This is a genomic window from Streptomyces sp. SAI-127, from assembly GCF_029894425.1.
GTDB lineage: Bacteria > Actinomycetota > Actinomycetes > Streptomycetales > Streptomycetaceae > Streptomyces.
This window is the reverse complement of sequence record NZ_JARXYJ010000001.1, coordinates 7,295,903-7,309,052: the sequence shown is the minus strand read 5'-3', so window position 1 is coordinate 7,309,052 and position 13,150 is coordinate 7,295,903. Positions and strand designations below refer to the sequence as shown.

General features: G+C 72.9%; 11 protein-coding genes. 9 read left to right on the top strand and 2 right to left on the bottom strand.

Translation table 11 applies throughout. The features are described 5' to 3' along the window. Positions 1-125: 125 nt before the first annotated feature. From M2157_RS33660 to M2157_RS33630, 7 genes are all read left to right on the top strand, one after another. Positions 126-1,151, top strand: a complete 1,026-nt coding sequence (locus tag M2157_RS33660) for an MBL fold metallo-hydrolase (protein ID WP_280867095.1) — start codon at positions 126-128, stop codon at positions 1,149-1,151. Positions 1,152-1,394: 243 nt separating this feature from the next. Next, complete coding sequence (locus M2157_RS33655; protein WP_280867094.1) at positions 1,395-2,570, top strand: terpene cyclase/mutase family protein; 1,176 nt, start codon at positions 1,395-1,397, stop codon at positions 2,568-2,570. Beyond that, positions 2,567-3,196 carry an SCO2322 family protein gene (locus tag M2157_RS33650; protein WP_280867093.1) on the top strand — a complete coding sequence of 210 codons (630 nt, stop codon included), beginning with the start codon at positions 2,567-2,569 and terminating at the stop codon, positions 3,194-3,196. Before M2157_RS33655 ends, M2157_RS33650 begins: the two co-directional genes overlap by 4 nt. Continuing rightward, positions 3,189-4,364, top strand: a complete 1,176-nt coding sequence (locus tag M2157_RS33645; protein ID WP_280867092.1) for an energy-coupling factor transporter transmembrane component T — start codon at positions 3,189-3,191, stop codon at positions 4,362-4,364. The genes M2157_RS33650 and M2157_RS33645 overlap by 8 nt, the downstream gene beginning before the upstream one ends. After that, positions 4,361-6,106 carry an ABC transporter ATP-binding protein gene (locus M2157_RS33640; RefSeq protein ID WP_280867091.1) on the top strand — a complete coding sequence of 582 codons (1,746 nt, stop codon included), beginning with the start codon at positions 4,361-4,363 and terminating at the stop codon, positions 6,104-6,106. The genes M2157_RS33645 and M2157_RS33640 overlap by 4 nt, the downstream gene beginning before the upstream one ends. Beyond that, the gene (locus M2157_RS33635) at positions 6,103-6,912 is read left to right on the top strand and encodes an ECF transporter S component (protein ID WP_280857273.1); all 810 of its coding nucleotides are present in this window, start codon (positions 6,103-6,105) and stop codon (positions 6,910-6,912) included. Before M2157_RS33640 ends, M2157_RS33635 begins: the two co-directional genes overlap by 4 nt. 285 nt (positions 6,913-7,197) lie before the next feature. Further along, the gene (locus M2157_RS33630) at positions 7,198-7,617 is read left to right on the top strand and encodes a transglycosylase SLT domain-containing protein (protein WP_280857274.1); all 420 of its coding nucleotides are present in this window, start codon (positions 7,198-7,200) and stop codon (positions 7,615-7,617) included. A 13-nt stretch (positions 7,618-7,630) separates the two neighbouring features. Here the strand turns inward: M2157_RS33630 and M2157_RS33625 are convergent, their stop codons facing one another. Then, positions 7,631-8,878 (bottom strand): alpha/beta hydrolase, encoded by a 1,248-nt coding sequence (locus M2157_RS33625; RefSeq protein ID WP_280857275.1) that lies wholly within the window; start codon positions 8,876-8,878, stop codon positions 7,631-7,633. Positions 8,879-8,981: 103 nt separating this feature from the next. On the opposite strand from M2157_RS33625, the gene M2157_RS33620 reads away from it, so the two are divergent. Next, complete coding sequence (locus M2157_RS33620; RefSeq protein WP_280857276.1) at positions 8,982-9,680, top strand: YoaK family protein; 699 nt, start codon at positions 8,982-8,984, stop codon at positions 9,678-9,680. A gap of 19 nt (positions 9,681-9,699) precedes the next feature. Here the strand turns inward: M2157_RS33620 and M2157_RS33615 are convergent, their stop codons facing one another. Continuing rightward, entirely contained in the window at positions 9,700-10,533 is an 834-nt protein-coding gene (locus tag M2157_RS33615; RefSeq protein WP_280867090.1) for an alpha/beta hydrolase, read from the bottom strand. 110 nt (positions 10,534-10,643) lie between these two features. Between M2157_RS33615 and M2157_RS33610 the strand changes: the two genes are divergently transcribed. After that, on the top strand, positions 10,644-12,911 hold the full coding sequence (locus M2157_RS33610) for an XRE family transcriptional regulator (protein WP_280867089.1): 2,268 nt from the start codon (positions 10,644-10,646) through the stop codon (positions 12,909-12,911). Positions 12,912-13,150 lie beyond the last annotated feature (239 nt).

The following is a 13,150-nucleotide window of genomic DNA, read 5'->3' as shown; positions in this document are numbered from 1 at the left end:
ACGGAACTGATACCAGTTCCACTGGGAGGAGTCCACGGCCCGCACACCACGACTGTTGGTGACCTCGGGCTACCGTCGAAACTCGTTCTAGTTATCATGCTGGGAACGCGGTGATTGGGGAGCTCATGGCGCAGGTGTACGACCATGGTGGCGGCGTCCGGTCCGTTCAGGTGCCCATCCCCGACAATCCGCTCGGCCACACCCTGGTGTACGTCGTCGAGACCGACCGAGGACCGGTGCTGGTCGACACCGGCTGGGACGACCCGGACTCCTGGGACACCCTCGCCGAGGGGCTGACCGCGTGCGGGACCGACGTGGGCGGGATCCACGGCGTGGTCATCACCCACCACCACCCCGACCACCACGGCCTCTCCGGCAAGGTGCGGGAGGCGTCCGGGGCCTGGATCGCGATGCACGCGGCGGACTCCGCGATCGTGCGGCGCACCCGCGAGACCCGTGCCGAGCGCTGGTTCACCTATATGACGGCCAAGTTGGTGGCCGCGGGCGCCCCCGAGGACCACGTGGCCCCCCTGCGCACCGCGCGGCGCCGCGAACTGCCCGGATTCTCGCCCGCGTTGCCCGACCGCGAGATCGTCCCCGGCGAACTCCTCGACCTCCCCGGCCGCAGGCTCCGCGCCATCTGGACCCCGGGACACACGCCCGGCCATGTCTGCCTGCACCTGGAGGAGGAGCACCCCTCCGGACTGCCGGGCCACGGACGGCTGTTCTCCGGCGATCATCTGCTCCCCGAGATCACCCCGCACATCGGCCTGTACGAGGACCCCGACGACGCCACCGTCACCGACCCCCTCGGCGACTACCTCGACTCCCTGGAACGCGTCGGGCGGCTCGCCCCCGCCGAGGTCCTCCCCGCCCACCAGCACGTCTTCACCGACGCGAGCGCCCGCGTAGGGCAGTTGCTCGCCCACCACGAGGAACGCCTCACCGACCTGCGCTCCCTCCTGGCCGAGCCCCTCACCCCCTGGCAGCTCGCCGAGCGCATGGAGTGGAACCGCCCCTGGGAGCAGATCCCCTACGGATCACGCAACATCGCGGTCTCGGAGGCCGAGGCGCATCTGCGGCGACTGGTGAAGTTGGGCCGCGCGGAGGCGGTGACGGGGAGCGATCCGGTGACGTACGTGGCCGTCTAGCCCGGACGGAGGCTCCCTTGGGCGGCTCTCAGTCGCTTTCCTACGGGCGAGTACAGTAGCCAGGTCGTCATCAGATGCCGTACGGGGGGAAGCCGGTGCAATTCCGGCGCTGCCCCTCGCCCAGTGCCTCAAGGGCCTGGGAGACCGGCCGGTGCGCGGCACCGTCGAGATATACGGAGCCGAGCCGCCCGGGGTCCTCCCGCGCTGCCCGGCTCCCCGCAGGGAGAAGGGCATCCGCCGATCATGAACGTCCGCCGCAGCGCCGCGGTCCTGGCCGCCACCGTCGCCTTCGGCACGGCCACACCCGCCGTGGCCGCCTCGCCGTCCCCGTCTCCCTCGTCCCCCTCCGGGCTGTACGGCAGCACGGATCCCACCTACGACGGGGTCTGGCGCCAGTCCCTCGCCCTGATCGCCCTGCACCGGGTGGACGTGGAACCCGCCGACGCGGCCGTCGACTGGCTGGCCGGGCAGCAGTGCGAGAGCGGGGCGTTCCCGGCGTTCCGCGCGAACCCGGCCAAGGCCTGCGACGCCAAACTGATGGTCGACACCAACAGCACGGCCGCCGCCGCGCAGGCCCTGTCCGCGGTCGGCGGGCACGGCACCGCGGTCACGAAGGCGGTGACCTGGCTCAAGTCCGTCCAGAACAAGGACGGCGGCTGGGGCTACACCCCCGGCGGGGCCAGCGACGCCAACTCGACGTCCGTGGTGATCGGTGCGCTCAACGCCTCGGGTGCCGACATCTCGCGGATCGCCAAATACGGCAAGTCGCCCTACGACGCCTTGCTGAAGCTGTCCCTGCCGTGTGCCGACGGAGGTGCGTTCGCCTACCAGCCGGACAAGAAGGGCAAGCTCACGGCCAACGCGGACGCGACCGCGGCGGCCGTCGTCGGTGCGCTGGGCCAGGGCATGGTCTCGGTGAAGGCCGGCGACAAGAAGAACGCCGCCTGCACCGACGCGGCCCGCCCCACCCCGGAGGACGCGGCGGCCAACGGCTCGGCCTACCTGGCGAAGGCCGTCGCGAAGGACGGCCACCTGACCTCCGCCCTGCCCGGCTCCGAGAACCAGCCCGACTACGGCAACACGGCCGACGCGGTCGTGGCGCTGGCCGCGCGGGGCGGTACGGCGGCGGCCACGGGTCCGCTGCGCTGGCTGGAGCGGAACTCCGCGAAGTGGGCCGAGCAGAGCGGCCCGGCGGCATACGCCCAGCTGATCCTCGCCGCCGAGGCGGGTGGCGCCGACCCGAGCGACTTCGGCGGCACGGACCTGGTCAAGCAGCTGACCGCGACGGGACCGGCGCCGGTCACCGCGTCCCAGGACGACTCCGACACCTCCGTGTGGTGGATGGTCGGCGCGGGACTCGCCGCCGGCGCGGGCGTCGGCTTCCTGCTCAGCAGCCGCAACAAGAGGAAGCAGCCGTGACCCGGCGGGCACTCCTCCTCTCCCTCCTGGCGGGCCTCCTCCTGGCCACCGCGAGCCCGGCCCACGCCGCCGGGTACCGCTACTGGTCCTTCTGGGACCGCACCGGCTCGACCTGGACCTACGCCACCGAGGGCCCCTCGACGACGGTCCCCTCCGACGGCGACGTCCAGGGCTTCCGCTTCGCGGTGAGCGAGGACTCGGCGGACGCGGACACGCCCCGCGGGCCGGCCTCGTTCACGGCGATCTGCGGGGACACGGCGGCACGGGACGGCCGTAAGCGCGTGGCGTTGGTCATCGACTTCGGTACGGCTTCGGACGCCCCGTCCGGCGAGACACCCCCGGCCCGGCGCACCGAGTGCGCGGTGGTACCCCGCGACGCGACGACCGCGGAGGCCCTGGCAACTGCCGCCAAGCCGCTGCGCTACAACACCAACGCCCTGCTGTGCGCGATCGCGGGGTATCCGCAGACGGGGTGCGGGGAGCAGGTGACGGGAGCGACGAGGCCGGCGCCCGCCGAGAAAAAGCAGGACGGCGGCCCGTCGGTGGGCCTGTGGGTGGGAGCAGCGGGCGTGGTGGCGTTGGGCGCGGCGGCAGTATGGCAGGCGAGGCGCCGCCGGCATGCGTAACGCACCCGCGCGGCCTGCCGGCGGTCGTGCCGCCGCCGCGAAAACGGGCGGCACCCTACCGGCACCGGCGAGCGCACCCACCCCGGCCCAGGTCCACCGCCCCGCGCCCCTGCACCCCGGCGCCTGGTGGCTGTGGTCCCTCTCCCTCGGGATAGCGGCGACCCGCACCACCAACCCCCTCCTCCTCGCCCTCCTCATCGCCACCTCCGCGTACGTGGTGGCGACCTGCCGCCGCCCCACGCCCTGGTCCCACTCCTACGCCGCCTTCGTCAAACTCGCCCTCGCCGTCCTCCTGGTCCGCCTCCTCTTCGCGATCACCCTGGGCTCCCCCATACCCGGCACGCATGTGCTCGTCACCCTCCCCGAACTCCCCCTCCCCGACTGGGCGCAGGGCATCCGGCTGGGCGGCAGGGTCACCGCGGAGTCCCTCGTCTTCGCCCTCTACGACGGCCTGAAACTGGCGACCCTCCTCATCTGCGTGGGCGCGGCGAACGCCCTCGCCAACCCGCACCGCCTCCTCAAGTCCCTCCCCGGCGCCCTCTACGAACTCGGCGTCGCCGTGGTGGTGGCCCTGACCTTCGCCCCCCATCTCATCGCCGACGTCCAGCGCCTCCGCTCCGCCCGCCGCCTCCGAGGCCGCCCGGACACCGGCATCCGCGGTCTCCTCCAGGTCGGACTCCCGGTGCTGGAGGGCGCGTTGGAGCGCTCGGTCGCCCTCGCCGCGGCAATGGACGCCCGCGGCTACGGCCGTACGGCCGAGGTCCCGCCCCGAGTCCGCCGTACGACCACCGCGCTCACCCTCGGTGGCCTGCTCGGTGTCTGCGCGGGAACGTACGGACTCCTCACCGCCGAGGGCGGCACGTACGGCATCCCCGTCCTGCTCGCCGGCCTCGCCGCCGCCCTGGCGGGTCTGCGGCTGGGCGGGCGCCGTACCCCGCGCACCCGTTACCGCCCGGACCGCTGGGACGTCCGGTCCTTCCTGGTCGCCGGTTCCGGCGCGGCCGTGGCGGCGGCGATGTTCCTCGCGGGCGCCACCGATCCTGCGGCCCTGCATCCGGGCGTGGTGCCGCTCGTCGCCCCCACCCTGCCACTCCTGCCCGCCGCGGCCGTCCTGCTCGGCCTGCTGCCGGCCTTCCTCTCCCCCACGCCCAAGGAGCCGTCGTCGTGATCCGCTTCGAGGATGTCTCCGTGACGTACGACGGGGCATCCGAACCCACCGTCCAGGGTGTCGACTTCGAGGTGCCGGAGGGGGAACTCGTGCTGCTCGTGGGCCCGTCGGGGGTCGGCAAGTCCACGATCCTCGGCGCGGTCAGCGGGCTCGTCCCGCATTTCACCGGCGGCACCTTGCGCGGCCGGGTCACGGTGGCCGGCCGCGACACCCGTACCCACAAGCCGCGCGAACTGGCCGATGTGGTCGGCACGGTGGGCCAGGATCCGCTGTCCCACTTCGTGACGGACACCGTGGAGGACGAACTCGCCTACGGCATGGAGTCGTTGGGACTGTCGCCGACGGTGATGCGCCGCCGGGTGGAGGAGACCCTGGACCTGCTGGGCCTGGCGCCCCTGCGCGACCGCCCGCTGGCCACCCTCTCCGGCGGCCAGCAGCAACGCGTGGCGATCGGCTCGGTGCTCACCCCGCATCCCCGGGTCCTGGTCCTGGACGAGCCGACGTCGGCCCTGGACCCCGCGGCGGCGGAGGAGGTCCTCGCCGTCCTCCAACGGCTGGTCCACGATCTGGGCACCACGGTCCTCATGGCCGAACACCGCCTGGAACGTGTCATCCAGTACGCCGACCAGGTCGCCCTCCTGCCCGCCCGCGGGGAAGCACCGGTCTTCGGCACCCCGGCCGAGATGATGGCCGTATCCCCGGTATATCCGCCGGTGGTGGACCTGGGCCGGCTGGCGGGCTGGGCTCCCCTGCCGCTGACGGTGCGGGACGCGCGGCGCAGGGCGGGCGAACTGCGGGAGCGGCTGTCCGGGCGCACGCCCATGGACAACGCACCCGCAGCCGCCAACGGCGAGACCGCCCCACAGGGGCCACCCGCACCCGGCGACGAAAGCCGCACGGGTGGTGCGGGTGGGAACAGCATCCCGGCCGAAGGCCGGGCATTCCGTCGTTGGCGTCCCCGCCGCAGTCGCCCCACGCCCAGCACGACCCCCCTCACCGCCGAAGTCCAGGCCCTCTCCGTCCGAAGAGCCCGCGTCCAGGCCCTGCGCCACATCGACCTCACCGTCCGCCCCGGCGAGACCATCGCCCTCATGGGCCGCAACGGCGCCGGAAAGTCCACCCTCCTCAACACCCTGGTAGGCCTCGTCGAGCCCTCCACCGGCACCGTCCACGTAGGCGGCGCCCAGCCCCACAGCACCGCCCCGCAGGACCTCGTACGCCGCGTGGGCCTCGTACCCCAGGAACCCCGCGACCTCCTGTACGCCGACACGGTCGCCGCAGAATGCCGAGCCGCGGACACCGACGCCCAAACAACACCAGGCACCTGCCGCGCACTCGTCGACGACCTCCTCCCCGGCGTGACCGACGACACCCACCCCCGCGATCTCTCCGAAGGACAGCGGCTCGCGCTCGCCCTCGCCGTGGTCCTGGCCGCCCGCCCGCCCCTCCTGCTCCTCGACGAACCGACCCGCGGCCTGGACTACGCCGCGAAGGCCCGTCTCGTCGGCCTGCTGAGGGAACTCGCCGCCACCGGCCACGCGATCATGCTGGCCACCCACGACGTGGAACTCGCCGCCGAGCTCGCCCACCGGGTGATCCTGCTGGCCGAGGGCGAGGTGATCGCCGACGGCCCGGCGGCGGACGTCATCACGGCCTCACCCTCCTTCGCCCCGCAGGTCAGCAAGATCCTCGCCCCTCAGCGGTGGCTCACGGTGACCCAGGTGAGGAAGGCCCTGCCATGACCCGGGCCGTGCGCCTCGGACCCCGCTCCCTCCTCACCCTCGCCCTGGTCAGCGCCGTGGGTGTGGTCGCCTTCGGCTGGCCCTTCCTCGCCCCGCCCACCTCCCGGGTCGGCACTCACGCCCAGGACGCCCCCTGGCTCTTCGCCGGACTGCTCGTCCTGCTCGTCGCGGTGGTCGCGGCGGCGATCGCGGAGTCGGGGCTTGGCCCCAAGGCCGTGGCCATGCTCGGGGTGCTCGCCGCGACCGGTGCCGCACTCAGACCGATCGGCGCGGGTACCGCCGGCATCGAGCCGATGTTCTTCCTGATGGTGCTCAGCGGCCGGGTTCTCGGCCCCGGCTTCGGCTTCGTGCTCGGCAACGTCACGATGTTCGCGTCCGCCCTGCTCACGGGCGGGGTGGGTCCGTGGATGCCGTTCCAGATGCTGGCGATGGGCTGGTTCACGATGGGCGCGGGCCTGCTGCCGGGCCCCGACCGCACCAGGGGCCGCGCCGAGGTCCGCCTCCTCGCGGTGTACGGCTTTTTCGCCGCCTTCGCCTATGGCACCGCCATGAACATGGCCGGCTGGCCGTTCATGGGCGCCCTGGCCTCGAACATCGCCTTCGACCCGCACGCCGGCGTCCCCGCCAACCTGGCCCGTTTCGTCACGTACTGCCTGGCCACGTCCCTCGGCTGGGACCTCGGCCGGGCCCTGGTGACCGTCGTCCTGACGCTCACCCTCGGCCCGGCCCTCCTCAGGGCGCTCCGCCGGGCCACCCGGCGCGCCGCCTTCGAGGCCCAGGTCACATTCGAGGCGTCCGAGCGGTGAACCACCCCACATGACGCAGCTCACCTACTAGCGGGAGCAGTAGGAATATTTCAGACATAACGCCCACTCTGCACCCCCTCTGACCTGCGCTTTGAGAGCCAAGTCACACGGGTACCCTTTCCCGGCGATTCGACCACAACTAGTAAAAGGGGTCATTGCGGACGTCTTCCGAGCCTGTTTCTCTGGACCACGTCGCACGGCGCCGACAAGCCCACGGGCCTCGGCGCCGACGCACGTCCCCCGGGTCTGCGAGCGGCAGCCACGTCCCCGAAGAAAAGGTTCTCCGTGTCCGTCTCCCGTATCGCCCGCCGCATCTCTTCCCCGAAGAAGGCCATCACCACCGTCGCGATGGCCGCCGCCACCGCCGGCCTGGTCCTGACCGCGGCGCCGGCTCAGGCGGCCACCACCAACTCGCCCGCCCAGGCCAAGGCCATCGCGCACAAGATGATCCCGAACGCCGCGCAGTACGCCGCGTTCAGCAAGATCGTCGAGCACGAGAGCGGCTGGGACGTCGACGCCATGAACTCCTCCTCCGGCGCCTACGGCCTGGTCCAGGCCCTGCCCGGTTCGAAGATGGCCGCCGCCGGCTCGGACTGGAAGACCAACGCCAAGACCCAGATCAAGTGGGGCCTGGACTACATGAACTCCCGCTACGGCAGCCCGACCGCCGCCTGGGCCTTCTGGCAGGCCAACGGCTGGTACTGAGCCGCCGCACGCATCACCCCCGGACGCCGTCGAAGAACCGCACCACCTGCGGTGCCGACACGGCGAGGGAGCCGAAGTGATCCACGGCTCCCTGCTCGACCACCCGCACCCTCGCTCCCTGACCTGCGAGGGTGCGGGCGCATGTCCGGGTGTTGCCGATGGGCACGTCGGTGTCGCCGGCAGCGGCGTACAGCCGCACCGGCACCTCCGGCTTCCAGTCGCAGGTGTGGTCGGCGGCGCGCATCGCGTCCAGCACGGCGCCGGACGGGTGCCGCAGACGCTCGTAGAAGGCGGGCGTGAGCAGCTGCTTCACCGAGGGCGCGAGTCCCCCGAGGACGTCCTCCTCCTCGTGGTCTCCGTCGAAGAGGCCCTCGACCCGGCTCGCGTACGGCGCGCGGAAGACCTCGGACGGGTCCTTGTAGAAGGGGTGCAGTCGGTTCTGCGCGACCAGCCAGTAGGAGATGTAGAGGACCCCGCTGATGTCGTTGACGCGGCCGTCGAACAGCGCGGGCATCTCCTGGCCCTCGCCGTCGTACGGGCCGCTGACCGGCGCCAGCGCCTTCAACCGGAAGTGCCGGTCGGCGCCCCCGTCCAGCGCCTTGCCGAGCGCCATCGCGACCTGGCCGCCCTGCGAGAAGCCCGTCGCGTACACGTCCCCCGTGAGCGGACGCGCGAGCCGGTCCGCGGCCGTCCGGGCGGCGCGCAGCATGTCGAGGGAGGCGGTCACCGACGAGACGGTGTCCATGTACGGATGCCGGCCCGGACCCCTGCCGAGGCCGAGGTAGTCGGGCGCGGCCACGGCACGGCCCGCGCTCGCGTTCAGATACGACGGCACCCGCCCGAAGTCCTCGCTCGCGGAGGGCGCGTAGTCGCGGTGGACCATCGTGCCGTGGGTGTCGGAGACCAGGTCGAGGCGGTGGCCGCCGCCCTTGGGGAGCGTCAGCAGCCCGGTCGCGGTGGTGGGTGCGCCCTGCGGGTCGACAGTCCGGTACGTCAGCCGGTATGCCCGTACGCCGTACCGCACGGAGTCGGTGGCGACGCCCCGCCCGTCCAGGAACGCCCGGACGGCCCCCGCGTCCCGGTCGGCGACCGGGGTGACGGAGACCAGCTCCCCGCGCCCCGTCCGGTGCGCCTGCTCACCGGCAGCTGCCACCGGGGCCGCGGCGAGGGCGGCGAGCAACAGGGCCGCCGCTCCGGCGAGCCCCCGCCGCGTACGCCAACTCGCCCGTGTCACCTGGGATGTGCGCGTCTCATCACTCATGTCCTCGACGCTAGGGACGCGCAGGTCATGCCGACATCCGAGAGTCCCCCGCATCCGTGGTGGACTTGAGTGCACCCTGCCCGTCCGGCCGCCCGGAGACTCGATGAGCGAACAGAGCAGCACCGACCCCAAGACGGCCGGCGATCCCGAGGCGCGAGGACTGCGCCTGGTGCCCGTGCTGTTGGGGCTGACGGTGGTCAGCGGACTGATCGACGCGGTCAGCTATCTGGGCCTGGAGCACGTCTTCACCGCGAACATGACCGGCAACGTGGTCGTGCTCGGGTTCGCCGCGGCCGGGGCGCCCGGCTTCTCGGTGGCGCACACGCTGACCTCGCTGGGGTCCTTCGTCGTGGGCGCGGCGGCGGGTGGCCGGGGCGCCGTACGGCTCGGCGGTGGCTCCCGGCGCACCTGGGTCCGGCTCACGCTCGCCGCCGAGGCGGTGCTGCTGGGGATCTCGGCGGTGGTCGCCTTCGCCGCGCCCGGCGCCACGGCCACCGCCTACACCCTCATCGCCGTCACGGCCTTCGCCATGGGCCTGCGCAACGCCACGGTCCGCAAGCTCGGCGTCCCTGACCTGACGACGACCGTGCTGACCATGACGCTGACCGGCCTCGCCGCCGACTCCCGGGCCGGCGGCGGCGCCAGCATCCGTTCGCCCCGCCGTACGGCGTCCGTGATCGCGATGGTCGCCGGGGCCACGCTGGGCGCGTGGCTGGTGCTCCATCACGGCCTCGGGATTCCGCTGGCGATCGCGGCGGGGCTGGTGGCGGTGCTGGCGGTGACCGCCTCGGGGCGTGAGTGAGCCCCCTCTTCTCCAGGAACTACTTGGCCAGGAAGGCCAGCAGCGCCGAGGTGACCTCCTCCGCGTGGGTCCACAGCAGGCCGTGCGGCGCGCCCTCGATCTCGACGTACTCGGCGGAGGGCAGCAGCGCGTGGAAGGGCCGACCGGTCGCGTCGATCGGAAGGATGCGGTCGCCCGTGCCGTGCAGGATCAGCGCCGGTACGTCGATCTTCGCCACGTCCGCGCGGAAGTCGGTGATCCAGGTCGGCACACACGCCACCGACGCGTGCGCCGAGGCACCCGCGGCCACGTTCCAGCTGCCCCGCACGGCCGCCTCGCTGATCCGGCTGCCGAGCGTCTCGTCCAGGTTGTAGAAGTCCTGGTAGAAGGCGTCGAAGTAGGCGTACCGGTCCTTGGTCACGGCCTCCAGGATGCCGTCGAAGACCGACTGGTCCACACCGGTCGGGTTGTCGTCGGTCTTCAGCAGGAAGGGCTCGAGCGAGGCCAGGAAGACGGCCTTGGCGACCCGCCCCGAGCCGTACGTGCCCAGGTAGCGGCCCACTTCACCGGTGCCCATCGAGAAGCCGACGAGGACCGCGTCGGTCAGGTCCAGGCTGGTGAGCACCTTGTCGAGGTCGGCGGCGAAGGTGTCGTAGTCGTAGCCCGTGGTCGGCTGCGAGGAGCGGCCGAAGCCGCGGCGGTCGTAGGTGATGACGCGGTGGCCGGCCTCCAGCAGGACCGGGACCTGCTTCTCCCAGGAGTGGCCGTCGAGCGGGTAGCCGTGGATCAGGACGACGGGCTGTCCGGTGCCGTGGTCCTCGTAGTAGAGCTCGATCGGCGCGCTGTTCTCTTCCCCAACGGCGATGTACGGCATGTCGGTTCGTCCTCTCGTAGCGGAGCTCCCAGCTCACCAGGAGTGACCGCTCAGCACCAGGCAGAAGGACAGGCGAAACTAAGTGGGAAGCGCTTGTTCTAATTGTCGTGATGACCAGTCACCCTCCTGAAGTCCCGCAGACCGAGATCCCGCACGGCGGCACCGCCTTCGGCGTCATGCTGCGCTCCCTGCGCCGGACCGCCCGGCTCACCCTGGAGGACCTGTCCGGGGCGTCCGGGGTCAGCGTCCGCGCCCTCGGCGACCTGGAGCGCGGCCGCAGCCGGGGACCACAGCGCCGTACGGTCGACGCGCTCGCCGCCGCCCTCCGGCTCGACACCGAGCAGCGCGAGCGCCTCCAGCGGCTTGCCGACGCCGGCCGGGAACGCGGGGGCCCGCCGGCCCCGCCGTATCTCCTGCGCACCGTCCCGGACTTCACCGGCCGGGAGCCGGAGCTCGCGGAGCTGGAGTCCCTGGCCACCGGCACGCGTACGCGTGCCGTGGTGCTCTTCGGGCCGGGCGGACAGGGCAAGACCACGCTCGCCGCGGAAACGCTACGACGCCTGTCCGGCTCCTTCCCGGACGGCAGCGTCTGCGTCCAGCTGCACGGCATGAGCGACTCCCCGCTGCCGGCCGCCGAGGCGCTGGTCCTCCTGCTCGTGGCGCTCGGCCACCCGCCCGACCGGATCCCGGTCGACCCGGTGGCCCGGGAGGCCGTCTACCGGGCCACGCTCGCGACCCGGCGGGCGCTGGTCGTCCTCGACGACGCGGCCGACGAGACCCAGACCAGGCCGCTGCTGCCGGACGCCGAGGGCAGTTTCGTGCTGGTCACCAGCAGACGGCCGCTGGCCGGTCTCGAAGGCGTACGCCGGATCAGGCTCGGCGGGCTCAGCGGCGGGGAGTCGGCGACCCTCCTGGAGCGGATCCTCGGCGCCCCGCGCACCGACGGGCAGTCCGAGGCGATCACCCGGCTGACCGAGCTGTGCGGACACCTCCCGCTGGCCCTGCGCATCGTCGGCAACCGCCTCTCCAGCCGCCCGAGCTGGACCCCGGCCCGCCTGGTGGGCCACCTCGCGGACGAGGAACGCCGGTTGAGCGGACTGGTCGCGGGCGACCTCGCCGTACGCGGCGCCCTCGCCCTCTCCTACGGCCAACTCACCGAACCGCACCGGCTGCTGCTGCGCCGGCTCTCGCTCATCCCCGGCCATGACACCGGCCCCGACCTCGCCGCCGTCCTGACCGGCGACGACCCGCTCACCACCGGGGACGCTCTCGACGTCCTGGTCGACCGGGGCCTGCTGGAGGAGATCGCACCCGGCCGGTACGCCCTCCATGATCTCGTGCGGCTCTTCGCTCGCGAGCGACTCGACGGCGAGGAGCCCGAGTCGGCGGCCCGGGAAGTCCAACTGCGCCTGGCGGATTGGTTGTTGCGGTCGGCCTCGGCGGCGGGCCGGATGTTCGAGGCGCCGGGCGCGCCGGAGCCGTGGGCGGGCGAACCCGCCGCCTCCGTCCCGGAGTCCGCCGCGGATGCGGAGGAGTGGCTGATCGCCGAACGCTCCCACTGGGCGGGCGCCCTGCCCCTGATGTCCGCGGCGGGCCGGCACGCGGAGATCCTGCACACCTCACGCACCCTGTACTGGTTCTCCGACCGCTGGCCCCAGTGGCCCGAGTGGCAAACCCTCTTCTCGTACGGCGCCCGGTCCGCGGCCGCCGTGGGGGACCGGGCGGCCGAGGCCCACCAGCTGAACTGCCTCGCCTGGGCCCACGGGGTCGGCGCGTCCCAGTACGAACGGGCCGAACAACTCGCCCGCAGGGCCCTGGAGTTGGCGATCGAGACCGGTGACGAGGGCCAGCAGGCCTGGGCGTGGTCGTACATCACCGGGGCCCGGCTGAGCCTGGAGCGGCCCGCGGAGGCCGCGGAGGCCGCCGCGAAGGCCATCCGGCTCTTCGAGTCCGTCGGCGACAACGCCGGGAAGGCGGTCTCCCAGCGGGTCCTCGGCAAGGCGCTGCGCGAATCCGGCCGTGCCGAGGAGGCGCTGGCCCTGCACCGGGCCCTGCTCGACACCTCCGCCGGGGATGTCCCCGGCCTGACCGAGTTCGTCCAGACCCTGCTCCGCCACGAGATCGCGAACGACCTGCTGGCCCTCGAACGATGGCCCGAGGCGGTGGCGGCCTACCGCACCGTCACCACGCCCCTCGCCCGCGGCGACCTCGACCGCTTCCAGGCCCAGGCCCTCACCGGCCTCGCCACGGCCCTGCGCCACTGCGGCGAACTCCCCGAGGCCCGCGAACACCTCACCCGGGCACACGAACTGTTCACAGCGGCCGGCGACACGGCGTCGGCAGCGGAGACGGCGACGACGATCGAGCGCCTCGGGTAGCTCGGCGACCCCGCGCCCACCTCCACCGAAGCGAGCGGCCGACGACCGCCCTCGCCATGACCGGCGCCCTCTCGGCCCGCCACCCCGAGGCGATCAAGCGCCTCGGACAGACCCGTCCCCCCACGCCCGCACCGCACCGCAAGCCACCAACGACCACCCTCGCTATGGCGGCACCGTCCGCGTCGTCCTCCGGCGCCCTCTCGGCCCGCCACCCCGAGGCGATCAAGCGCCTCGGGCAG